This is a genomic window from Actinomyces oris (assembly GCF_001929375.1).
Classification (GTDB): domain Bacteria; phylum Actinomycetota; class Actinomycetes; order Actinomycetales; family Actinomycetaceae; genus Actinomyces; species Actinomyces oris_B.
In genome coordinates, this window is record NZ_MSGO01000062.1 from 1 (window position 1) to 22,949 (window position 22,949).

Here is a 22,949-nt window from a genome sequence, read left to right on the forward strand (position 1 = left end):
TCCCAAGGAAGTACAGCTAGGGAGAGGGCCGGTGCCTCCCCCGGGGAAGGGGCTGACACAGCGGTTCTCGAGCGCTAGTGTCGAGCCACAGGCACATGAGCATCGCATCCATCTGATGAATCTGAACGGGAGTATCCCTCCTTCAGCACTCAGCAGGTTTCACGTGAAACCTCCCCAGCACAAGCGCATCACCCACGGTGCATGCTCAGTTTGGCTGGAGGAGCCCAGCGGTCTGCTGCAGGCCTCCGTACCGACCGACGATGCCTGGCGCAACACCCACTCCGCGCACTCGGTTGCTGATCTTTGCGACGCTGAGAATGGTTAGTAATCCGTCATCCATGTCTCCGGGGAGAGACCGGCGTCTCCCCCGGGGAAGAGGCCGATAAGCCGGATATCGCTCGCACGCAGCGGGTCACATACGCATTGGCGTTACGTCTATCGGATGATGATGATCGAGAGCAGACTTGAGTCAGTTCTCTTCTGGTTTCACGTGAAACCGGCCCACAGCCACCGGAAAACGCTCACCATGCCACACACGCCAGTCCGGCGGTGCACGTTGTGGTTATCGGATTCGCTGTGCTTCTCCGATACACGGAACTCGATCAACGCCAGCCAAAGCAGATGTTTCTGCCACGCTCTTCCGCCTCAACAGTATGCCTTCCATCCCATCGGGCGCCACGTACTCAACGGTAGACCGCCAGCATCCACACAGCAGCGGCATCCGGTTGGTCCTCACGTGCTACAGCACATGCCATGTCTGCCTCCGGGGAAGAAGAATCCAGCGCGGCCCATCCGGCAGCTTGGAGTCACGGTTTCAGTGCTCGGTTCCGTCTGCGGAATCTCTGGGAACATTTCCGTCGGACGCGCCGCTGTTGGTTTCACGTGAAACCTGCTCACGGGGATTGTGTTGGCATCACGGCAGCGCCGACGTCACCCTGCAGCCCTTGCTCCCGGGAATGGTCAGCCCAGTGCATCTCTTGTCGGTGCCTGGCATGCCCGATACTACCGTGAGAATCCTGTAGCCTCACGTATGTCTCATCACCGCACAACTATGCTGAAGGCCGGCCTTGACGCAGTGCTCCGGGCGCCAACCGATGCGGTACAGAGTATGGGCTACCCGAGCAATCTTCACTGCTGGAGAGATAATCGATACCTCCCCCTGGGGGAAGGGGCTGAGACGGCATCGCCCACTAGTAATCAAGTACGTGCTCATGAGCACCACGTCCATCGGAAGACCCTGACCGAAAGCCACCCTCCATCAACCCCCAGCTGGTTTCACGTGAAACCAGCAGTACTCGGGTTGTCGCCATAAGCCTCCTCACTCTCCGGTCTGCTGCACATAGCGGTCAGCTAGGCGTCACTGTCTCCTCCTCATTCGTGGGTGTCGTCTAGGGGGAACAGGCTTTCTCTTCCCACCAATCTGTCTGCCCAAGAAGAAGCAGCAATGCGCACGATGAACGCCGCCCCTACCCCACGAAGAGGGGAAGGAGTCCTACCCCGGTTTCACGTGAAACCACGGGATATCCAGTCGTTCGCCGTCGCCATAGGATTCAAAGGACCGTGCGTATCGACGAAACCCACGCACATGATGACGTTCTCAGAGTCCTGGTTCTTGACACTACCGCCCTCCAAGCGCCGACGACACGCACTGAGAGCGTATCTGTGTATGGATGTGAATGTCCCACGTCGGTTCCGATTCGACCTGCGCACGAGTCTGAGGAGCGCAGGCTTGTTCAACGTCATTCGCGCGCACATCCAACAACCGCTCGCGCGACCGTCGCGACTCGTTCCCTTCCAGCACGCCTTCTTCGTTCAGCGTTTTGGCTTCACGGTCACCGATGCCGACTATGCCTCAATAGGGTCCCAGAACGCACATTCAATGGCAGCGCGGCAGTACCTCCCTTGTTTCACGTGAAACCTTGGACGTCCCAACAATCCCTCCCCAGGGTCTTGTCTCCTCGCTTCTGAGATACTCGCTCAGGCAAGAGCCGGGGTGGTTCGTCATTCCGGATGCGGGGTGAGCCATTGAATGCGACCCGGCGGCGTGCCGGTGTCCAAGGTTCTGGTTCAACACCGCACCGGCCCTGCACGCAGAGGAGTGACCGCAGCATCCGACGATCCCCGCTGGCTGCCTCGACGGCGAAGCCGTTGATGTCAACGCCGTGGACACCGAGTCGTAGCCTGATCGACCCGGTGGGGTCACGGTGGCGGGGCCGGGCGCTCTCAGCCCGAGGTCATGGCTCAACGCCTACCCCTCCCCAGGTCGATCCCACTCCGCGAGAGTGGGGAGGCGCCAGCCAGGGCTCGTGCATACGTCACGAAAGCCCGGGGCAACACCCCATCCAGAGTCTCAGATGCCATAACATCCGAAGTTCTCGGAAGTCATGAGACAGGACAACAGTCCCGCCACGGCTCGAAAGGCCGTTCTCCTTCGTCCTCGAACCTCAGCAATGACGTGCAGTCCAGTGTCCGCGTGTTTCACGTGAAACACGCGAAACGCTGCACTAACACAATCAAACTGTGTCACAGTGGACTACACCTTTCAGCTCACCTCGCATCATTGGATCACCGACGACTGCAGCCATGTTTCACGTGAAACACGGACCAGCCCCGGGTCGCACCCAGACCGAGGTCACCCCAATCAGCAGAGACAACGGTGGGGCCGAGACGATCAATGTCTCGGCCCCACCGCGGCTCGCACAATCAGCGCAGGCTACTCCTCATCGAGAGACGTCCCCGGCGCCAGCGCGTCGACAAGGCGAGCAAGGTCCTCATCGCCCGCGAACTCAATGGTGATACGCCCCTTCTTCGCTCCGCGTGTCACCTTGACGCGAGTGTCAAAGGCATCGGAAAGACGAGTTGAAAGCGCCGGGAGAGGGGTACTCCGAGCACGCAAGACCTTCGGCTGCCCCGATCCCGGCTCAGGTTCCTCATGAAGCGCGACGAGTTCTTCCGTGGCACGCACCGACAGTCCTTCGGCCACCACACGCTGAGCGAGTCGCTCCATCTCCGCCGCATTGGGGAGACCCAGAAGCGCGCGGGCATGGCCTGCTGAAATGACATTTGCTGCGAGCCGGCGCTGCACCAACGGTGGTAGTTTCATGAGACGCAACGTGTTGGAGATCTGGGAACGCGACCGGGCAATCCGCTCGGAGAGCTCCGCGTGAGTGCACTGGAAGTCCTCCAGCAGCTGCTGGTAGGCCGCCGCCTCCTCCAAGGGGTTGAGCTGGACTCGGTGCAGGTTCTCCAAGAGCGCGTCACGCAGCAGATCGACGTCGTCGGTGTCTCGAACGACCGCCGGAATCGTCTCCAGCCCGGCTTCCTTGGAAGCACGAAGACGACGCTCACCCATAATGAGCTCATACCGAAGTTCCTCTCCCGGAGCAGTCGGCACCTGGCGCACCACAATCGGCTGCAGCAGACCCACTTCAGCAATCGAGGCCGCCAGCTCGGCAATGTCGTCCTCGTCGAAGACCTGACGGGGCTGACGGGGGTTCGGGTGAATCAACCCCACCGGAATCTCAGCAAAACGGGCACCCGGAACAGGAACAAGGTCATCCGCGTCCGTTTCCACCGCCTCATTCTCACCATCGGCCTCGTCGGGTGCCTCAGTTCGAGTGTCAGGCGACGCCGCCGGCAGGTCCTCCTCAGTCTGCTCCCTCTCAGAGCCCGAGTCACCATGATCGGCAATGGCGGAATGCTCCTCCTCCGTTTCACGTGAAACATCGGGAACCACTGGCGTTGATTCCGGTTGTGGAACTGACTCCGAAGCAACCTTGTTCTGAATCTCTTCGACCGTGGAGGCCTCGTGCGAAGGCTCCTCCACCGCAGCAGGTGCTGCCTTGGATGTCTGCTTAGTCGCTTGCTTCGGGGCGGTCGACGCGGTCCGCTTCGGGACGGCAGCGGAAGACGACTTCTTCGCAGTCCTCTTCTCCGTCACCTGAGCGGGAGCCGTCGAATCCGCTGTGGTTTCACGTGAAACCGACTTCGTCTGCTTGCTCTGAGCGGTGGTCTTGGATGCGGTCGTCGAGCGAGTCGAGCGACTCTTGGATCCACGCTTCCGCTGAGACGGAGCCAGGAGAGTGGCAGTCAGATCGCGAGTACTGCGCGCCTCGGAGGCCAGCTCAGGCTCCTCAGCGACATGCTCGGCCTGAGCGGCCGCATCCTCATCACGTGACTCGTCCTTCCGCGAGTCGGGGAAGAACACATCGGAAGGACGAGACGCAGCAGGTACTTTCTCCTTCTGCGCCTCCGGAATCAGCGCCTGCAGACCTCGTCCCAGTCCGCGCCGTTTCTGAGCCATCAGGCTTCCTCGCCTTCAATTCGGGGAGCGCCCCGCAGAGCGACCTCACGAGCCATTTTCTTGTACGCAATTGCGCCGGTGGACCGGGGATCCCAGAACACCACAGGAGCACCGAAGGAGGGGGCCTCGGCAACACGGATGGAACGTGGCACCTTGGTGTCCAGCGTCGCATCAGGGAAATAGGAACGAACTTCGGACTCCACCTCACGGGCCAGGGTGGTGCGTCCGTCAAACATGGTGAGCACAATCATCGAGACTCCCAGTCCCGGATTGTGAATGCGTGCGATCCTGTCAATGGAGCGCGTCAACAGGGCGAGGCCTTCGAGAGCGTAGTACTCGGCCTGCATCGGAATCAGAACCTCGTCAGCAGCGACGAAGGCGTTGATCGTCATAATGCCGAGGCTCGGCGGGCAATCGATGATGACGTAGTCAAGGGACTCCAGACCATCCGTTTCACGTGAAACCAGGTAGTCCACCAGGGCGCGCCGCAGACGTGACTCACGCTCAGCCGTGGAGATGAGCTCTATCTCAACCGCAGCCACGTCAATGGTCGCAGGCACACACCACAGGGACTCGCAGAATCGCGTCTTGGTGACGACGTCCTTGATGGGCATGGTATCAACGAGGACGTCGTAGATGGAGGCGCTGTCCTCATCATGCTCCACCCCCAGCGCTGTGGAGGCATTTCCTTGCGAGTCGGCGTCGATGACCAGGACCTGCAGCCCGCCTTCAGCCAAAGCCGCTGCAAGATTCACCGCGGTCGATGTCTTTCCGACGCCGCCTTTCTGGTTGGCGACTGCGATGACACGAGTCCGCTCGGGATGTGGGAACTCTCCACCCGCTACCTCGTCTAACGCGAGGTGCTCGGCCTGGAGCTGATCGAAGATAGACGATCCGGACAAACCTGCTTCTCCTCGGACGGCGACCCAACAGCCCGAGCCAGTCGGGCAGTTACGAGTCTACGCGAGCAGGTCGATCCTTACGTGTTACACCGAACGCGCGCCGTATCTCAACGGTTCTTCGGGCGGCGAATCTCAACAACTGCTGTCGTTTCGTCACCGGCAGTAACGACCTCATGAACAACAGCGATTGATAACTTTGCCTTCTTAATGACATACTTGGCGTCGTCGACCTCGTCCTGAGCCCGCATGCCCTTGAGGGCGAGCAGGGCACCCCCCGGTCGGAGCAATGGCGCCGTCAACCGCACCAGCTTGGACAGGTTCGCCACCGCGCGAGCCGTCACCACGTCATAGCGGTCCTTGACCTTCTCGGCCCGAGCCCGCCGAATGGTCACATTGTCCAGGTCCAGCTCCTCGACGACGTCGGAGAGCCACTGAGTGCGCCGCTCCATCGTCTCAATGAGCGTCACATCGAGGTCGGGGCGCAGCAGCGCGACGACGATACCGGGAAAGCCGGCCCCGGACCCCACGTCGGCCACGCTTCCCCGGGCCGGCAGGAAGGGGACCACGGCAGCCGAGTTCACGATGTGCCGGGTCCACAGGCGGGGAAGCTCGCGCGGCCCGACCAGACCGCGCAGCTCACCCTCCTCAGCGAGCATCTGCGCGAAGTGCTCCGCCGCGGAGAAGGAGACCCCGAAGATCTCCCGCATCTCCGCCGTCGGCTCCTCCACCTGGGCCCGCTGCTCCTCACTCATGCTCAGGCCTGCTCCGCAGCGGAGTCGTCAGCCGCGTCCTCGTCAACGCCCTCCTCATCGGCGGGCAGGACCACGACGTAGCGGTGCGGCTCAGCGCCCTCGGACTCGGAGACCAGCCCGGCGGCGGCGACGACGTCGTGACACACCTTGCGCTCGAAGGGGTTCATCGGCTCGAGGCTGACGGCCTCTCCCGAGGTGAGGACCTTGGTGACCGCCTCCTGAGCGACCTTGGTGAGCTCGATACGACGATCAGCACGGTAGCCGTTGATGTCGAGCATGAGCCGGGAGCGGTTGCCGGTGCGCGCCTGAACCGCGAGACGGGTCAGCTCCTGAACGGCTTCCAGCACCTCCCCGTCGCGTCCAACGAGGTCGGCGAGCTCACGCTCGTCACCCTCCTCGGAGGCGACCACGGCGATGGAGGCGCGCCCGTGATCAATGTCGATATCGATGTCACCGCCCAGGTCGGCGATGTCGAGGAGCTCCTCGAGGTAGTCGGCGCCGATCTCACCCTCCTCCTCGAGGCGCGAGACGGTACTGCTCACGGCGTCCTGCGCTGACTGGTGAGAGGAGTCGTTATTGTGCTGCTCGCTCATAATGTCATCCGTATCTGTGATGGGAACCGGGTTATCTCACCGCTGAGCACGCTTCAGCGGTTGTGCTTCTTCTTGGCCTGGGCCTTGCGTCGGGCCGCGGCCTCGCGACGCTGACGGGCTCGGCGCTCATATCGACGTCGGGCGATCTCCTCATCGCTGAGGCCGCCGCTCTTGGACGAGGTCGATTCCTTCTCCTCGTCTGCGTCCTCGAGCTGTTCGACGTCGGAGTCATTGGTGACGTTGGTGACGTCCTCGCTGCGGGACTCGCCCTGACCGCCTGACTTCTTCTGCCGGTTCTTGCGCACCGGCTGCACCCGCTGGCCTCCGGTACGCCCCTCGGCCTCGGCCTTGGCGATCGCCTCAGCCCGTTCCTCCTCCTCCAGGGAGGGCAGTCCCTTGCGCGCCCGCTTGGCATTGATCCGGGCGCGGTACTTCTTCTCAGCCTCGCTGCCGGGTGCGGGCATGTTGCGGATGGTGAAGAACTGCTGGCCCATGGTCCACAGGTTGGAGACGACCCAGTAGACGAGCACACCGATCTGGAAGTTGACGCCGGAGACGGCGAAGATCACCGGCATCACGTACAGCATCATCCGTTGGGAACGGATCATGGGGTTGTCGGAATTGAGGGACTCCGTCGACATGTTCTTCATCGACAGCTGCGCCATGGTGTACCACTGCGTCACCGACATGATGATGATCATGACGACCGTGACGATCTTGACCTGTGTGTCGGAGCTGCTCATGAAGGAGGAGGACAGGCTGGCTCCCAGGACGCTGGAGGCCTGGACCTGCTCGGCCAGCTGCTGCGTGAGCGGACCGATCGCAGGATGGCCGTTGGCGACGGCGCCCAGTGAGGCCAGCACGCGGAACAGGGCGAAGAAGATGGGCATCTGCACCAGGATCGGCAGGCAGGAGGCCAAGGGATTGGTCCCGTGCTTGCGATAGAGCGCCATCATCTCCTCGTTCATGCGCTGGCGCGACTCGGGATCCTTCTTGCCCTTGTACTTGGCCTGAAGCGCCTGCATCTCCGGCTGGAGGAGCTGCATCCCGCGCGAGGCTCGGATCTGCTTGACGAACAGCGGCATGATGAGCAGCCGCACCACGATCGTCAGACCGATGATGGACAGCACCCAGGCAATACCCGGTCCTTCGGGGAACCCGATGAGGACCAGGGCCTTGTGGATCGTGACCATGACCCAGGCCACGGCCACCTTGAGGGGCCACAGCAACGTGTCCATCCGTACTCCTTGTATGAGGGTTCTCGTGCGAGAGGTATCAGTGTGGGCTCAGGGTCTGAGCCGGCATCATGTCCACCGGTTCAGCGGCGTCGGTCAGGGGTCCTCGACCATGAACCTCGGAATGTCACGGGGGTGGTGGTACCGCCACTGTCCCTTATCCGGGACGTGGTCGACTCCACCCGGGGTCAACGGGTTGCATCGAAGCAGCCGCCACAGGGCCAGCAGCATGCCCTTGATCGGACCGTGCACCTCCAGCGCCGTGACGGCATAGGCCGAGCACGTGGGGTGGTAACGACAGGAGGCCGGCAGGGCCGGAGAGATGAAGCGCTGGTAGAAACGCACCGGAGCCACGAGGACTCGCGTCGCCCATCCGCTCATCGCTCACCCGCGACCGGCCGGCTCATTGCCGGCGCCTTCGGTCTGACGCTCCCGGCACCGGCTCAGAAGCCGATCCAGGTCCCGTCCCAAGGTGCTGCTGTCGGCGCCGTCGGCACCCGCCAGTCCGCGCACGACGACGCGGGCTCCCGGTTCCAGGGAACCGATCCGCTGCGCCATGAGGGCTCTGACCCGGCGCTTGACGCGGTTGCGGCGGGTCGCCAGCGGGACCTGCTTCTTGGGCACGACGACGCCGACGAGAGCCGGGGAGTCATCCCCTCTCCCGCCGGCGTGGTAGTGCACGACCAGCCTGCGGTTCCCGCAGCGCGTACCCCGACGAATCGCGGTAGTGAAGTCCTCACCCCGCGCTAATCGGTGCGCCGCGCCGAGCACCTCAGGCGGCGAGGCGAGCGCGGCCCTTGCGGCGCCGCGAAGCGAGGACGGCGCGGCCTGCGCGGGTGGACATGCGCTTGCGGAAGCCGTGCACCTTGGCACGACGACGGTTGTTCGGCTGGTAGGTCCGCTTGCTCACGGGCTTAACTCCTGCTTGAGGTGATCGGAACAGTGCATCGCGAGGTTCGCGGCGCTGTCGCTCGTGCGGCTGCCCCATGGTTCGGGACCTGACTCCGCGCGAACGTCTGCAACAGCCTACGTTTGGCCCTCTTGCCGGTCAAACGAATGTGACCGACTGTGACCACTGTGACCGGTGGCGTCATCCACATCCTCTCCACACTCCGTCCACAACCGGGACCGGTTCGTGTCCACGGCTGTGGGAAGCGGTGCGTCCACAGCCTTGCGGATATGTGGATAACTCCTTGACCTGTGCATACCGTCTCGAAAGCCCTGTCAATGACGACACATCTGTCATTCCGCGGGCTGGCGGCGCATGATCGAAACCATCCATACCTACTGTTTTCAGAGTTTATTCTGAACATTTCCTGTGAGTCATCGCTCTGTGTGTCCCCAGGTGTGGACAAGGCTGTGGAGAACCAGCATGATGGGACGCCTGGTCAGGACCTTCCGGTTCGCCAGTTCCACACAGCCCTGTCATCATCGACGCAGGGCCCCGGCCGGCGTCGGTCGGGCTGCAGTCACCGGGTTCACCAACCATGCCGATCAGGAGTCCGTCGTGCCCGACGCCGCCAATACCAAATGGCTCTCAGCCCTTGAGGTGCTCTCCAGCTCCGGAGAGCTGGGACAGGGCAAGATGTCCATGATTCGCATGACCCACCTCATCGACGTCGACGGCACGCTCGTCCTCGTCGTCGGATCGGCCTTCGCCAAGGACATCGTCGAGCAGGCACGTGCTCCCATCAGCGCCGCCATCAGCCAGGTCTGGGGACGCCCCATGCCCATGGAGGTCACGGTCGACACCTCCTCGGAGGCCTCGCGCGCGCCCATGCCCCCGGTGGCTCCCGAACCCGTCAACCTGGCGACCGTCGCCCCCGCACCGGCATCCTCCCCGTCCCCCTCGGTCCCGCCCCAGCCGTCGGGGCCCTCCACCGGGTCGGCCATACCCACTGTGCCCACTGTGCCCGCCGCACCAACGGTGCCCGCTTACGGTGAGCAGTTCTCCGAGTCCTCGCCCTACTCGGCGAGCGCCCCGTCACCGATGTCTCACGCCCAGGCCTCCGCATCCTCGGCGCCGTCGACGATGTCGGGTTCCCTTCCCCCCAGGTCAGGACTTCCCGGCACCTACAGCCCCGGGAGCACCCTCCTCCAGAACTCCAGCGGCCTGCTGACGCCCACGGCCGCCCACGACGTCTCCCAGCTCAATCCGAGATACACCTTCGACACCTACGTCACCGGCTCCTCCAACCGCTTCGCCCACGCCACGGCACTGGCTGTCGCCGAGGCCCCGGCCCGCGCCTACAACCCCCTGTTCATCTACGGCGGCTCCGGCCTGGGCAAGACGCACCTCCTGCACGCCATCGGCCACTACGCCCAGACCCTCAACCCGGGAATCCGCGTCAAGTACGTCAACTCCGAGGTCTTCGTCTCCGACTTCATCGCCTGCGTGCGCGACGGCAACCAGGACGACGGCCGTATGGAGGGCTTCAAGCGACGCTACCGCGAGGTCGACATCCTCCTGGTCGACGACATCCAGTTCCTCCAGGGCAAGGAGTCGACCCTCGAGGAGTTCTTCCACACCTTCAACTCCCTGCACTCCTCGGGCAAGCAGGTGGTCCTCACCTCCGACCAGCCCCCCAAGGCCCTCGGCGGGCTCGACGAGCGCCTGCGCTCCCGCTTCGAGTGGGGCCTGCTGGCCGACGTCCAGCCCCCGGACCTGGAGACCCGCATCGCGATCCTCTCCCGCAAGGGCACCGCCGAGGGTCTCGACCTGCCCCTCGACGTCCTGGAGTACATCGCCTCGCGCATCACCACCAACATCCGCGAGCTCGAGGGCGCGCTCATCCGCGTGACGGCCTTCGCCTCACTCAACAAGCAGCCCGTCGACCAGACCCTGGCCGAGATGGTCCTCAAGGACATCATCTCCGACCCCGAGGGCCAGGAGATCACGACCTCCCTCATCATGGCGCAGACCGCCGACTACTTCGGCATCACCATCGACGACCTGTGCTCGGCCAACCGCTCACGCACCATGGTCTCGGCCCGCCACATCGCCATGTACCTGTGCCGCGAGCTCACCGACCTCTCCCTGCCCAAGATCGGGCGGGAGTTCGGCGGACGCGACCACACCACCGTCATGAGCGCGGACAAGAAGATCCGCACCCTCATGGCCGAGCGGCGCTCCACCTTCAACCAGGTCACCGAGCTGACCAGCCGCATCAAGCAGGCCGCCCAGTCTCCTGCCTGACCCGACGACGGGACACAACATTCACGCGGCAGGCAGATGTGGTCCGGTGAAGGTGCCCGAAGGCGTGGACGGGTCTGGCGGGAGCGCCGCGAGGAACGAGCGGCGCGGATGGTTGCCAAGAGTGCCTTCACCGGACCACATCAACCACCGCTGTGGACGGGGCTGAGGACGGCACGTGGAGGAGTGAGCGTGTCGCTGTGGAGGTAGCGCACCCCCGCTGTGGAATGACATGGATGTCATGCGCTCCCTCCACCGGGACGGTGCCTGACTCACCAGAACCACCCACGTGTCATTCCCCAGCTCCATTGGCGTCATGACGGCGAAAGATCCTGTTATCCCCAGCATCCACACGTGCTACTACACCTACAAACCCAAATGACATGACATCGCGAAGCACGATCGGCCAACGAGGCCGGAACCGGACCAGCGGGCTCTTGTCATTCAGGGAGGCACATGGGAGGAGCATGGGTGATCGCTGGTGACAGAGTGACTCCCACGGACTACCGTCTACACTCTCGACCCAGGACCGCGTACCCAGCGACGCCGTTCCGATGACGACTATCCGCCGGTGACCTGCCGGCGCCCACGTTCCTTCCTCGGCTCAGGAGTGCCACGACGCCTGCTGACCGACCGACCACGATTGACGGAGGCACCTACCGTGAAGCTCAGGGTTGACCGAGACATCCTCGCCGAAGCCGTCACCTGGACTGCACGATCCGTACCCGCCCGCCCGCCGGTGCCCGTGCTCGCCGGAGTCAGGCTGGAGGCCAAGGGCTCCAGCCTGGTCCTGGCCTCCTTCGACTACGAGGTCTCGGCCCACTGCGAGGTGGCCGCCGACGTCGAGGAGGACGGCGTCGTCCTCGTCTCCGGACGGCTCCTGGCCGATATCGCCAAGTCGCTGCCGAACAAGCCCGTCGACCTGGAGGTCGAGGGCAACAAGGTCGCCGTCTCCTGCGGATCGGCCCGTTTCTCCCTGGCGGCCATGGCCGCCGACGACTACCCGGCGCTGCCGGTCATGCCCGCCGTCGCCGGAACGATCGACGCCCACGACCTGGCCCGCGCCGTCGGCCAGGTCTCCATCGCCGCCTCCCGCGACGACACCCTGCCCCTGCTCACCAGCGTCCAGATCGAGGTCGAGGGCAGCTCGCTGGTCCTCATGGCCACCGACCGCTACCGCCTGGCCATGCGGGAGCTGACCTGGTCGCCGTCCAACACCGAGCTGTCCACCACGGCCCTGCTCAAGGCCCGCACCCTGTCCGACGTCGCCAAGTCCCTGACCTCCTCGGGCGACGTGACCGTGGCCCTCAGCAGCGAGTCGGCCGCCTCCAGCCTCATCGGCTTCGAGGCCGGCGGCCGGCGCACCACCTCCCTGCTCACCGACGGCGACTACCCGCCGGTGCGCCGCCTCTTCCCGGAGACCACCTCGATCCACGCCACCGTGGGCACCGACGAGCTCATGGCGGCCGTGCGCCGCGTCAGCCTCGTCGCCGACCGCTCCACCCCCATCCACATGTCCTTCACCCAGGGCAACCTGGAGCTCGACGCCGGACAGGGCGACGACGCCCAGGCCACCGAGCAGCTCGTCGCCCACCTCGAGGGAGACGACATCTCCACCGCCTTCAACCCCGGCTACCTCCTCGACGGCCTGGGCGCCCTCAACCAGCCCTACGTCCGTCTCGACTTCACCCACGCCTCGAAGCCCGCGGTGCTCACCGGCATCGACTCCATCGGGGGCACCGAGGACTCCTCCTTCCGCTACCTGCTCATGCCGATCCGCTTCGGGGCCTGAGACCCGACGGTGCATGTACGTCTCTGACCTCTCCCTGGACGACTTCCGCTCCTACCGCAGCCTGGTGCTGTCCCTGGAGCCCGGCCCCTGCGCCTTCGTCGGCTCCAACGGGCAGGGCAAGACCAACCTGGTCGAGGCCATCGTCTATCTGGCGACGCTCTCCTCCCACCGGATCGGCGCGGACACCGCCCTGGTGCGACGGGCCGAACCGGGGCAGGCCCAGCCGGCCGGCGCCGTCGTGCGAGCCCGGGCCGTCCACGGGGAGAGACCCAGCGTCCTGGAGATCGAGATCATCGCCGGCAAGGCGAATCGGGCCCGCCTCAACCGGGGCGGCTGCCGGCCCCGTGACCTGCTCGGGGTGCTGCGCGCGGTCGTCTTCGCCCCCGAGGACCTCTCCCTGGTGCGCGCCGAGCCCGGGATCCGCAGGGGCTTCCTCGACGACCTGGCGGTCACGCTGCGCCCGGGCCTGGCCGGGGTGCGCGCCGAGCACGACAAGATCCTCGCCCAGCGCGCCAGCCTCCTGAAGTCCGCGCGCGCGGCCCGCTCCTCGACCGCCTCCATGCTCTCCACCCTGGAGGTCTGGGACGCCCAGCTCGCCGCGGCGGCCGCCCGGCTCATCGCCGCCCGGGTCGACGTCGTCCGACGCCTGCGCCCCTGGGTGGCCTCCGGCTACGAGACCGTCTCGGGGGCCTGCGGGCAGCGCTCCCGCGCTCAGATCGCCTACCGCTCGAGCCTGCTGACCCACGAGGGATCCCCGGAGCCCGACCCCCACGACGAGTCGGCCTGGCTCGCCGGCGAGGAGACGCTTCTCGATGAGGCCGCCCTGGCCACGCGCCTGGAGAGCGCCATGGGTGAGCTCCACGCCCGCGAGATCGATCGTGGCGCGAACCTCGTCGGCGCGCACCGCGACGACCTGAGCCTGTTCCTGGCCGGTCTGCCCGCCCGCGGATTCGCCTCCCACGGCGAGCAGTGGTCCCTGGCCCTGGCACTGCGCCTGGCCTCCTACGACATGCTGCGCACCGACATCGACGCCTACGGCGGGGACGGTGAGCCGGTACTCATCCTCGATGACGTCTTCGCCTCCCTCGACGAGCAGCGACGTCGGGCCCTGGCCCAGATGGTCGCCGGGGCCCAGCAGGTCCTGCTGACCGCCGCCGTCGACGACGACGTCCCCGCCGAGCTCGCCGGCGCCCGGTACCGCGTGGCCGACGGTGAGGTCACCCGTGGCTGAGCCCTCCGCGCCCACCGGCGACGGCCCGCTGCCCGATGTCCTGGCCCAGCGGGCCCTGACCCGCCAGCGCGCCCAGGCGTGGGAGAAGGGCGACAGCCGTGTCCCGGCCCGCAGGCTGCGCGAGCCCGCCGGCGGTTCCGGGGGCAATGACGCGCAGCAGGCGGCGCCCTGGGACCAGCGCCGCGAGCTGGCCCGCGCGCTGGGACAGAACCCGGACGACCCGGCCGACCGCGGCCCCGGGCTGGCGCGAGGCCGCGACCGTCCCGGCCCCACCCCCTTCGACCCCCGCACCGGGCAGCGCGAGCTGCGCCGCATGGTGGCCGACAACGGCTGGGCCGGAAAGCTCGCGGTGGCCGGCGTCGTCGCCCGGTGGCAGTCCGTCGTGGGCGAGCAGGTCGCCGAGCACTGCACCATCGAGTCCTTCGACGCCGGGCGCATCACCCTGCGCGCCTCGTCGTCGAGCTGGGCCCAGCAGCTCCGGCTCCTCCAGCCCACCATCGAGGCCAGGATCGTCGAGGCCCTGCGCTCGGGGCCCGGCGGCCGCCAGGCCGGAGGGATCAGCACCGGCGACGGGGTGGAGCTGCGGATCCTGGGGCCGGCCGGCCCGTCCTGGAAGCGCCGCGGAGTGGGCCTGCGCGGTACCCGTGGTCCGCGCGATACCTACGGATAGTGGAAGCGCGGGTATCATTGTCAACGCACCGGCCGCAGCCGTCGTCGTCGGAAAGACACGGAGCGGGTGCCAGGCGCCGGGCGGCGCGGTGACCCATACGAGACAGAGGTGACCACGGGCACGCTCCCAGCTGCTCACGGCGCAGCGGTTCACGGGCCCGTCTACGCTAGAATGCGGTGAAACCGCCCAAGGTGCGCCCAGGGCCGTCCTGATGTACCCACCTACGTGTGCGCACGATCCTCCTCAGGATCGTCGTGTGAAGGGCCTGGACGGAGACATCGGACCACCGAGGTCCCGATGCGCACAGATTGAGGAGCAACTGACACGTGTCTGACCAGGACGCCACTGTGAATCACGATTACGGAGCCTCGGACATCACCGTCCTCGAAGGGCTCGAAGCGGTCCGGAAGCGCCCCGGCATGTACATCGGTTCCACCGGTGAGCGGGGCCTGCACCACCTCGTCTACGAGGTCGTCGACAACTCCGTCGACGAGGCCCTGGCCGGCTACTGCGACCACATCGAGGTCACCATCCTGGCCGACGGCGGCGTGCGCGTCAGTGACAACGGCCGCGGCATCCCGGTCGACGAGCACCCCACCGAGCACAAGCCCACCGTCGAGGTCGTCATGACGATCCTGCACGCCGGCGGCAAGTTCGGAGGCGGCGGCTACGCCGTCTCCGGCGGTCTGCACGGCGTGGGCATCTCCGTGGTCAACGCCCTGTCCACCCGGGTGGACACCGAGGTCCGCCGGCAGGGCTTCGTGTGGCGCATGTCCTTCGCCGACGGCGGCCGCCCCATCACCGAGCTCGTCAAGGGCGAGACCACCGAGTCCACCGGCACCACCCAGACCTTCTACCCGGACCCCAGCATCTTCGAGACGGTCGACTTCGACTACGAGACGCTGCGTCGTCGCTTCCAGCAGATGGCCTTCCTCAACAAGGGCCTGCGCATCACCCTGACCGACGAGCGCCTCGGCGTCCAGGACGTCGGCGACGAGATCGCCGGGGACGACTCCGCCCCCGACGCCCCCGAGGTCGGCTTCCGCACCGACTCCTACTGCTACGAGCACGGCCTGAGCGACTACGTCGCCTTCCTCAACAAGTCCAAGAAGGCCGAGCTCATCCACCCCGAGATCATCGACTTCGAGGCCGAGCAGTCCCTGGGCGAGACCCACTCCATCAGCCTGGAGATCGCCATGCAGTGGACCAGCGCCTACTCCGAGTCGGTCCACACCTACGCCAACACGATCAACACCACCGAGGGCGGCACCCACGAGGAGGGCTTCCGCACGGCGCTGACCACCCTGGTCAACAAGTACGCCCGGGACAAGGGCCTGCTCAAGGAGCGCGACGACAACCTCACCGGCGACGACATCCGTGAGGGACTGACCGCCGTCATCTCCGTCAAGCTCTCCGAGCCGCAGTTCGAGGGCCAGACCAAGACCAAGCTCGGCAACACCGAGGCGCGCACCTTCGTCCAGCAGACGGTCTACGCCCAGCTCGGCGACTGGCTGGACTCCCACCCCGGCGACGCCCGCGCCATCATCACCAAGGCCTCCCAGGCCGCCGCCGCGCGCCTGGCCGCCCGCAAGGCCCGCGAGGCCACCCGCCGCAAGGGCGTCCTGGAGTCCGCCTCCATGCCGGGAAAGCTGCGCGACTGCTCCTCGAAGAACGCCGCGGACTCCGAGATCTTCATCGTCGAGGGCGACTCCGCCGGCGGCTCCGCCGTCGGCGGCCGCGACCCCGAGCACCAGGCGATCATGCCGATCCGCGGCAAGATCCTCAACGTGGAGAAGGCGCGCCTGGACCGGGCCCTGTCCTCCGACACGATCCGCAGCCTCATCACCGCCTTCGGCACCGGAATCGGCGAGGACTTCGACATCGCCAAGCTGCGCTACGGCAAGATCGTCATCATGGCCGACGCCGACGTCGACGGCCAGCACATCGCCACCCTTCTGCTGACCCTCCTGTTCCGCTACATGCGCCCGCTCATCGAGCACGGCCACACCTACATCGCCATGCCGCCGCTCTACCGGCTCAAGTGGTCCAACGCCGAGCACGAGTTCGCCTACTCCGACGCCGAGCGCGACAAGCTCCTGGCCGCCGGACAGGAGAAGGGCCGCCGCCTGCCCAAGGACGGCGGGATCCAGCGCTACAAGGGTCTGGGCGAGATGAACGACCACGAGCTGTGGGAGACGACCATGGACCCCACGACCCGGATCCTCAAGCAGGTCACGCTCGATGAGGCCGCCGACGCCGACGAGACCTTCGCGATCCTCATGGGCGACGACGTCGAGCAGCGGCGCTCCTTCATCCAGCGCAACGCCTCCGACGTCCGCTTCCTGGACATCTGAGCGGCACCGAGCCACACGTGAACCGCCGGCCCGCTGCCGGCGACCTCCTCTGAACACGAAGGAATCCTGTGAGCGACGAAGTTGAAGAGATCATCGGCGACGAGGGAGCGACGAATGTGGCCGCCCCCGAGCGCATCCAGCCGGTCGACCTCCAGATGGAGATGCAGCGCTCCTACCTCGACTACGCGATGAGCGTCATCGTGGGCCGGGCCCTGCCCGACGTGCGCGACGGGCTCAAACCGGTCCACCGCCGCGTCCTGTACGCCATGTACGACGGCGGCTACCGCCCCACCGCCTCCTTCTCCAAGTCCTCCCGCATCGTCGGCGACGTCATGGGGACCTACCACCCCCACGGCGACAGCGCCATCTACGACGCCCTGGCCCGCCTGGTCCAGTGGTGGTCGCTGCGCTACCCGCTGGTGGCCGGCCAGGGGAACTTCGGCACCCCCGGCAACCTGGGGCCCGCCGCCCCCCGGTACACCGAGTGCAAGATGGCGCCCCTGGCCATGGAGATGCTCCGGGACATCGACGAGGACAGCGTCGACTTCCAGGACAACTACGACGGACGCAACCAGGAGCCGGTCATCCTGCCGGCCCGCTTCCCCAACCTCCTGGTCAACGGCTCCGAGGGCATCGCCGTCGGCATGGCCACGCGCATCCCGCCGCACAACCTGCGCGAGGTCGCCCGCGGAGCCCAGTGGTACCTCGAGCACCCCGACGCCTCGCGCGAGGAGCTGCTCGACGCCCTCATCGAGCGGATCCCCGGACCCGACTTCCCCACCGGCGCCACCATCCTGGGCCGGCGGGGCATAGAGGACGCCTACCGCACCGGCCGCGGATCCATCACCCAGCGGGCCGTGGTCAATGTCGAGGAGATCCAGGGCCGCCAGTGCCTCGTGGTCACCGAGCTGCCCTACCAGGTCAACCCCGACAACCTGGCCGACAAGATCGCCCAGCTCGTGCGCGACGGCCAGGTCACCGGCATCGCGGACATCCGTGACGAGACCTCCGGGCGCACCGGTCAGCGACTGGTCATCGTCCTCAAGCGCGACGCCGTCGCCAAGGTGGTCCTCAACAACCTCTACAAGCGCACCCAGCTCCAGGACAACTTCCCGGCCAACATGCTCGCCCTGGTCGACGGGGTGCCGCGCACCCTGAGCCTGGACGGGTTCGTGCGCCACTGGGTCGCCCACCAGATCGACGTCATCGTGCGCCGCTCCCGCTTCCGCCTGCGCAAGGCCGAGGAGCGCCTCCACATCCTCGAGGGCCTGCTCAAGGCGATCGACGCCCTCGACGCCGTCATCGCCCTCATCCGGCGCTCGCCCACCACCGAGGAGGCCCGCACCGGCCTCATGGGCCTGCTGGACGTCGACGAGGCCCAGGCCGAGGCCATCCTCTCCCTCCAGCTGCGCCGTCTGGCCGCCCTGGAGCGCCTCAAGATCCAGGAGGAGTCCGAGGAGCTGCGCGCCCGCGTCAAGGACCTGCGCGAGATCATCGCCTCCCCGGAGCGCCAGCGGGGCATCGTCTCCGACGAGCTGGCCGAGATCGTCGAGAAGTACGGCGACGAGCGCCGCACCCGGATCGTGCCCTTCGACGGTGAGATGAGCATGGAGGACCTCATCCCCGAGGAGGACGTGGTCGTCACCATCACCCGGTCCGGCTACGCCAAGCGCACCCGTACCGACTCCTACCGCTCCCAGCACCGCGGCGGCAAGGGCATCCGCGGGGCCACGCTGCGCGAGGACGACGTCGTCGACCACTTCTTCGTCACCACGACGCACCGCTGGCTGCTGTTCTTCACCAACTACGGCCGCGTCTACCGCGCCAAGGGCTACGAGCTGCCCGAGGGCGGGCGCGACTCCAAGGGTCAGCACGTGGCCAACCTCCTGGCCTTCCAGCCCGGTGAGGAGATCGCCCAGGTCATGGAGCTCCAGGACTACGACCAGGCCGACTACCTGGTCCTGGCCACCCGCCGCGGCCTGGTGAAGAAGACCCGCCTGAGCGAGTACAACTCCAACCGCTCCGGCGGCGTCATCGCCATCAACCTGCGCCAGGACGAGGAGGGCAACTACGACGAGCTCGTCTCCGCCCGGCTCCTGAGCACCGGGCAGGACCTCCTGCTGGTCTCCCGCGCCGGCCAGTCCCTGCGGTTCCACGCCGACGACGACACCCTGCGCCCCACGGGCCGGGCCACCAGCGGCGTCACCGGCATGCGCTTCCGCGAGGACGACTACCTGCTGGCCATGGACGTCGTCGACCCCTCCTGGCAGGACGCCGACCTGTTCGTCGTCACTGAGGGCGGCTACGCCAAGCGCACCAACGTCGTCGACTACCCCGTCAAGGGCCGCGGCGGGCTGGGCGTCAAGGTCGCCAACCTCGTCGAGGCGCGCGGCAACCTCGTGAGCGCCCTGGTGACCGACTCCGGCGACGAGGTCCTGTGCATCATGGCCTCGGGCAAGGTGGTCCGCTCCGCCGTCGTCGAGGTCTCGCGCACCGGCCGGACCACGCAGGGCGTGACTTTCGCCAAGCCCGACGCCGGAGACCGCATCATCGCGGTGGCCCGCAGCACCGAACGGGACATGGAGGAGGCAGTTGATGCCGCCGATGGTGCCGATAGCGCCCCGAGTGCCGAGTCGGCGGACTCCACCGGCCAGGCTCACGTGCCCCCGGAAGGTGACACTGGCGACTCTCCTGCGGACTCAGCGGCGGACACGGTAGCGTTGGAAGACAACGAGAGTGAGGTCGAAGCATGAGCCAGCCGGTTTCCATGTCCCCTGACGGTGGGCAGTCCGCAGGTGCCGCATCCATTGTGGGTGGCGCGGATGCCTCCGGCAGTGCGTCGGGCGGCAAGAGCAAGAAGAGCAAGAAGACCATCGCCGGGCCGCGCCGCGTGCGTCTGGCCCTGACCCGGGTCGACCCCTGGTCAGTGATGAAGGCGAGCTTCCTGCTCAGCTTCGCCGCGGGCATCATGCTCATCATCGCCACGGCGGTCGTGTGGTTCATGCTCGACGCCATGCACGTCTTCTCCACCATCGAGGATCTCGTCAAGACGGTTGCCGGTGAGCGCTCCAACACCTTCTCCGCGATCGTGGCCTACCTCGAGCTGCCGCGGGCCCTGGCCGTCTCCACGATTATCGCCGTGGTGGATATCGTGCTGATGACCGCCCTGACCACACTGGGCGCCTTTCTCTACAACATCACCGCCACCCTCGTTGGTGGGATCCATCTCACGCTTGCGGACGAGTGATCGGATTTGGTCTCTCATGGCCGGGCAGGTTAATCTTCTCCGGTCGCAAGGGCCTATAGCTCAGTTGGTTAGAGCGCATCCCTGATAAGGATGAGGTCGCTGGTTCGAGTCCAGCTAGGCCCACCGTCCGCGGTGAGACGATGAGGAGGTTTCATGAGGAACCGTGCAGTCGTATCAGCCGCGGTCTTTTCGTTCCTGGCCGCCGCGGGTTATGCCGCGTGGCTCAGGTTCGAGGCGGCCCGCATGGAGCGGGCCGCGTGGGCAGAGGTCACCGACCCCGTTGACTAGCAGCTGACGGGACTGGTGATCACCCTCCCCGAGGGGCCATGGCGCAATTGGTAGCGCACCTGCTTTGCAAGCAGGGGGTTACGGGTTCGAGTCCCGTTGGCTCCACCACTTACTTCCTCGTATTCTCTCCTCCCCGGGGCGCCCCATTGATAGTGGTCGGTCTCGGGGAAACGTGCTCAGTGCCGTCGTTCCGCAGAAGAATCGGGACGAGGAAGACGACGACCCGCAACAGTGTCGGCTATCGTGAAGGCCTCCTCCAGTGTTGGCATGTGTCCCAGGTAGTTGTGCCGGTACAGACCTGTACCGATCATCATGTCCACGCTCGTCTCAGCCTCCGGTCCCTTCCAGGAGGCCTGCTCGATAGCGCGCTGGACGGCCTCGATCGCGGCGTCGCGCAGGGGGCTGATGACTCGTTCACGGTAGAGACGAGCGGTCTCGGGCCGGTTGACGAGCTCGAGGGCCAGCTGCGGCAGGGCACTGGCCAGGGGCGAGCTGATGAGCAGTGCGTGTGCACGGACGACGATCTGGGCCAGGTCGACGAGTGGGTCATCGCTGATGACGACTTTCCTGTCTCCCAAGGCATTGTCGACGGCGGCGACGGCGAGATCCGTCAGTGAGGGCCATCGCCGGTAGATCGTTGACTTCGGGACTCCGGCGCTGCGGGCGACGTCATCAACCCGTAGACCTCGAAACCCCTTCTGAGTGAGCAAGGACGTGGTGGCCTGAAGGATCCGCTGATCAACAGTGGTGTCTCGAGGACGTCCACCACGGCCGCCTGCGCGGTTCTCCGCCGAAGGTCTACTCATCTGCACTTCTCCTTGACGGGAAGTCTGGCAGAGCCGGCGAGGAAGCGCTACTATTGGTTACGCAACTATCAGTATCGAAACTGGAGGTGACGACATGGACTCCGTCTCGCTGGTAACCGGGGGTCTGTTCTTCTCATGGCTGGCTCACGACCTCGAGGAGGTGGCCACCATGCCCGGCTGGACGCATCCGGTCTTCGATAAGATCCCCTTCCTGCCCGAGGACATCCGGCGTCATGGCTGCTCGCGTGAGTACGTCTATCTGGGGGTCAGTGTCATGGGCGTCCTCATGGCTATTGCTTCCATTGACGGCTACCGCACGCGCGGGCGTTCGTTCCTCTATCAGGCCGTGCTCTACGGCTACGGCATGCACACCTTCAGCCACCTGGCCACGGCGGCCCTCGCCCGGCGCTACACCCCGGGGTCGGCGACGGCGCTGCCGGTCGTCCTGCCCTTCTGGATCTTCGCGAAGCGGACGCTGCGAGCCCACGGGATCGAGGTGCGATCTCATCCATGGGTCATTCCCGCCTTCCCGGTCGTTGTCGGCAGTGCTCATGGGATCGCGTACATGATGACCAGAAGGTCGTCGAGAAGTAGAGGGACATCGTCATAAAGGAAAGTAACCTTGACCGAATGACAAGGCTCCTTTATACTCGAAAGTGAGCCGGACCGGCAATGCCATCCGGCCACTCTCGATGTCACCATTGGCGGAAGGCAGTCATGCTCGGTGATCGCAAAGCGGTTGTCTCCTACTCCATCCGATTTGGTATCGGTGCCGTTCTCTACTCCGTCGGCGTTTTTGTCGGATTGAGGTGGGCACGATCTCTGGGAGACAATCCCTGGCGCTTCGTCGTCGTACTACTTCCCATGGTTGGTGTTGTCATCTGTGCGTGGGCGATGATGCGATTAGCCCGGGAAGCGGATGAGATGCAGGCGAGAAAAGTGCTGGAAGCACTCGTCATCTCCGCCGCGGGGACGGTGATCACGTCGATCGCCTACAGCTTCTTGGAGGAAGTGGGAGCACCTCATATCAGCCTCATGTGGGTAACCGTTGTGTGGGCCTTCTTCTTCGGTGTCGGGATGCTGTGGTCCACCTGGCGGTACCGGTGAGGAATGACCTCAAGGTGCTGCGCGCCCAGCGCAGTTGGACTCAGGCCCGCCTCGCCGAGGAGCTGGGCGTCTCCCGCCAGACGGTCAACGCCCTGGAGGCCGGCCGCTACGACCCCTCCCTGCCCCTGGCCTTCGCCATTGCGCGCGTCTTCGGTCTGACCATCGAGGAGATCTTCTTCCCCGATGACGAGGCCTCCTAGGGCCTGTTATGTAAGTCGTTTGAGCCAGTGGTCGATGCTGGTGATGTGGGTGGTTGCTCGGTAGCGTACGGCTAGCTTGTCGTAGCGGGTGGCCAGGGCCCGGTGGTGCTTGAGGTGGCTGAAACCGCGTTCCACGGCGTTGCGGTCCTTGTAGGCGGCGGCGTCGAAGGCTGGTGGGCGCCCGCCGCGTGGGCCCCTGGCCTTGCGGTGGGCGGCCTGGTCGGCCTTGACCAGGATCGTGGCGAGGATGTGGTGGGCGCGCAGCCAGGCCCGGTT

General features: G+C 65.9%; 20 protein-coding genes, 2 tRNA genes and 1 pseudogene. 13 read left to right on the forward strand and 10 right to left on the reverse strand.

Going from position 1 to position 22,949, the window contains the following annotated elements:
* Positions 1-2,713 precede the first annotated feature (2,713 nt).
* The 8 genes from BKH32_RS11905 to rpmH form a co-directional block, all read right to left on the reverse strand.
* Positions 2,714-4,303 (reverse strand): ParB/RepB/Spo0J family partition protein, encoded by a 1,590-nt coding sequence (locus BKH32_RS11905; RefSeq protein WP_075250222.1) that lies wholly within the window; start codon positions 4,301-4,303, stop codon positions 2,714-2,716.
* Positions 4,303-5,205, reverse strand: coding sequence for a ParA family protein (locus BKH32_RS11910; protein ID WP_075250223.1), 903 nt, complete (start codon positions 5,203-5,205; stop codon positions 4,303-4,305). Before BKH32_RS11910 ends, BKH32_RS11905 begins: the two co-directional genes overlap by 1 nt.
* Before the next feature lie 107 nt (positions 5,206-5,312).
* Complete coding sequence (gene rsmG, locus BKH32_RS11915) at positions 5,313-5,957, reverse strand: 16S rRNA (guanine(527)-N(7))-methyltransferase RsmG (protein ID WP_075250224.1); 645 nt, start codon at positions 5,955-5,957, stop codon at positions 5,313-5,315.
* A 2-nt stretch (positions 5,958-5,959) separates the two neighbouring features.
* Positions 5,960-6,550 (reverse strand): protein jag, encoded by a 591-nt coding sequence (locus tag BKH32_RS11920; protein WP_075250225.1) that lies wholly within the window; start codon positions 6,548-6,550, stop codon positions 5,960-5,962.
* Between the two features lie 53 nt (positions 6,551-6,603).
* On the reverse strand, positions 6,604-7,788 hold the full coding sequence (gene yidC, locus BKH32_RS11925) for a membrane protein insertase YidC (RefSeq protein WP_075250226.1): 1,185 nt from the start codon (positions 7,786-7,788) through the stop codon (positions 6,604-6,606).
* Between the two features lie 93 nt (positions 7,789-7,881).
* Positions 7,882-8,166, reverse strand: a complete 285-nt coding sequence (gene yidD / locus BKH32_RS11930) for a membrane protein insertion efficiency factor YidD (RefSeq protein WP_075250227.1) — start codon at positions 8,164-8,166, stop codon at positions 7,882-7,884.
* Positions 8,167-8,169: 3 nt separating this feature from the next.
* Positions 8,170-8,505, reverse strand: coding sequence for a ribonuclease P protein component (rnpA, locus tag BKH32_RS11935; protein ID WP_252862786.1), 336 nt, complete (start codon positions 8,503-8,505; stop codon positions 8,170-8,172).
* A gap of 52 nt (positions 8,506-8,557) precedes the next feature.
* Positions 8,558-8,695: a 50S ribosomal protein L34 gene (gene rpmH, locus BKH32_RS11940; protein ID WP_026426261.1), complete on the reverse strand. Its 138-nt coding sequence runs from the start codon at positions 8,693-8,695 to the stop codon at positions 8,558-8,560.
* Positions 8,696-9,292: 597 nt separating this feature from the next.
* Between rpmH and dnaA the strand changes: the two genes are divergently transcribed.
* From dnaA to BKH32_RS11985, 10 genes are all read left to right on the forward strand, one after another.
* Positions 9,293-10,981, forward strand: coding sequence for a chromosomal replication initiator protein DnaA (gene dnaA, locus BKH32_RS11945; protein WP_075250237.1), 1,689 nt, complete (start codon positions 9,293-9,295; stop codon positions 10,979-10,981).
* 658 nt (positions 10,982-11,639) lie between these two features.
* The gene (gene dnaN, locus BKH32_RS11950) at positions 11,640-12,770 is read left to right on the forward strand and encodes a DNA polymerase III subunit beta (RefSeq protein WP_075250229.1); all 1,131 of its coding nucleotides are present in this window, start codon (positions 11,640-11,642) and stop codon (positions 12,768-12,770) included.
* 13 nt (positions 12,771-12,783) lie between these two features.
* Entirely contained in the window at positions 12,784-14,001 is a 1,218-nt protein-coding gene (gene recF / locus BKH32_RS11955; RefSeq protein ID WP_075250230.1) for a DNA replication/repair protein RecF, read from the forward strand.
* A complete protein-coding gene (locus BKH32_RS11960) occupies positions 13,994-14,671 on the forward strand; it encodes a DciA family protein (RefSeq protein ID WP_178384665.1) in 678 nt (225 codons plus the stop codon). The genes recF and BKH32_RS11960 overlap by 8 nt, the downstream gene beginning before the upstream one ends.
* Positions 14,672-14,997: 326 nt before the next feature.
* Positions 14,998-17,025, forward strand: a complete 2,028-nt coding sequence (gyrB, locus tag BKH32_RS11965) for a DNA topoisomerase (ATP-hydrolyzing) subunit B (protein WP_075250231.1) — start codon at positions 14,998-15,000, stop codon at positions 17,023-17,025.
* 68 nt (positions 17,026-17,093) lie between these two features.
* Positions 17,094-19,778 (forward strand): DNA gyrase subunit A, encoded by a 2,685-nt coding sequence (gene gyrA / locus BKH32_RS11970; RefSeq protein WP_075250232.1) that lies wholly within the window; start codon positions 17,094-17,096, stop codon positions 19,776-19,778.
* Complete coding sequence (locus BKH32_RS11975; RefSeq protein WP_075250233.1) at positions 19,775-20,272, forward strand: DUF3566 domain-containing protein; 498 nt, start codon at positions 19,775-19,777, stop codon at positions 20,270-20,272. The genes gyrA and BKH32_RS11975 overlap by 4 nt, the downstream gene beginning before the upstream one ends.
* A gap of 49 nt (positions 20,273-20,321) precedes the next feature.
* Positions 20,322-20,395 (forward strand) — tRNA-Ile (locus tag BKH32_RS11980).
* Between the two features lie 30 nt (positions 20,396-20,425).
* A complete protein-coding gene (locus tag BKH32_RS14125) occupies positions 20,426-20,560 on the forward strand; it encodes a DLW-39 family protein (RefSeq protein ID WP_009396342.1) in 135 nt (44 codons plus the stop codon).
* A gap of 32 nt (positions 20,561-20,592) precedes the next feature.
* Positions 20,593-20,668 (forward strand) — tRNA-Ala (locus tag BKH32_RS11985).
* A 68-nt stretch (positions 20,669-20,736) separates the two neighbouring features.
* Here BKH32_RS11985 and BKH32_RS11990 read toward each other — a convergent pair.
* Positions 20,737-21,366 (reverse strand): TetR/AcrR family transcriptional regulator, encoded by a 630-nt coding sequence (locus BKH32_RS11990; protein WP_075250234.1) that lies wholly within the window; start codon positions 21,364-21,366, stop codon positions 20,737-20,739.
* 94 nt (positions 21,367-21,460) lie between these two features.
* On the opposite strand from BKH32_RS11990, the gene BKH32_RS11995 reads away from it, so the two are divergent.
* The 3 genes from BKH32_RS11995 to BKH32_RS12005 all read left to right on the forward strand — a co-directional run bounded on the left by BKH32_RS11995 (position 21,461) and on the right by BKH32_RS12005 (position 22,673).
* Entirely contained in the window at positions 21,461-21,976 is a 516-nt protein-coding gene (locus BKH32_RS11995; protein WP_075250235.1) for an HXXEE domain-containing protein, read from the forward strand.
* 107 nt (positions 21,977-22,083) lie between these two features.
* Positions 22,084-22,473 (forward strand): hypothetical protein, encoded by a 390-nt coding sequence (locus BKH32_RS12000; protein WP_075250236.1) that lies wholly within the window; start codon positions 22,084-22,086, stop codon positions 22,471-22,473.
* On the forward strand, positions 22,470-22,673 hold the full coding sequence (locus BKH32_RS12005; protein WP_075250239.1) for a helix-turn-helix transcriptional regulator: 204 nt from the start codon (positions 22,470-22,472) through the stop codon (positions 22,671-22,673). Before BKH32_RS12000 ends, BKH32_RS12005 begins: the two co-directional genes overlap by 4 nt.
* 6 nt (positions 22,674-22,679) lie before the next feature.
* Here BKH32_RS12005 and BKH32_RS12010 read toward each other — a convergent pair.
* Positions 22,680-22,949: pseudogene (locus BKH32_RS12010) on the reverse strand (IS5/IS1182 family transposase); the annotation flags it as partial.

Excerpts from the sequence above, each read along its gene's own strand:
- BKH32_RS11995 (WP_075250235.1), top strand. The coding sequence starts at position 21,461 with ATGGACTCCGTCTCGCTGGTAACCGGGGGTCTGTTCTTCTCATGGCTG.
- yidC (WP_075250226.1), bottom strand. The coding sequence starts at position 7,788 with ATGGACACGTTGCTGTGGCCCCTCAAGGTGGCCGTGGCCTGGGTCATG.
- yidD (WP_075250227.1), bottom strand. The coding sequence starts at position 8,166 with ATGAGCGGATGGGCGACGCGAGTCCTCGTGGCTCCGGTGCGTTTCTAC.
- BKH32_RS12000 (WP_075250236.1), top strand. The coding sequence starts at position 22,084 with ATGCTCGGTGATCGCAAAGCGGTTGTCTCCTACTCCATCCGATTTGGT.
- BKH32_RS11990 (WP_075250234.1), bottom strand. The coding sequence starts at position 21,366 with ATGAGTAGACCTTCGGCGGAGAACCGCGCAGGCGGCCGTGGTGGACGT.
- BKH32_RS11905 (WP_075250222.1), bottom strand. The coding sequence starts at position 4,303 with ATGGCTCAGAAACGGCGCGGACTGGGACGAGGTCTGCAGGCGCTGATT.
- BKH32_RS11920 (WP_075250225.1), bottom strand. The coding sequence starts at position 6,550 with ATGAGCGAGCAGCACAATAACGACTCCTCTCACCAGTCAGCGCAGGAC.
- rsmG (WP_075250224.1), bottom strand. The coding sequence starts at position 5,957 with ATGAGTGAGGAGCAGCGGGCCCAGGTGGAGGAGCCGACGGCGGAGATG.
- recF (WP_075250230.1), top strand. The coding sequence starts at position 12,784 with ATGTACGTCTCTGACCTCTCCCTGGACGACTTCCGCTCCTACCGCAGC.
- BKH32_RS14125 (WP_009396342.1), top strand. The coding sequence starts at position 20,426 with ATGAGGAACCGTGCAGTCGTATCAGCCGCGGTCTTTTCGTTCCTGGCC.
- BKH32_RS11975 (WP_075250233.1), top strand. The coding sequence starts at position 19,775 with ATGAGCCAGCCGGTTTCCATGTCCCCTGACGGTGGGCAGTCCGCAGGT.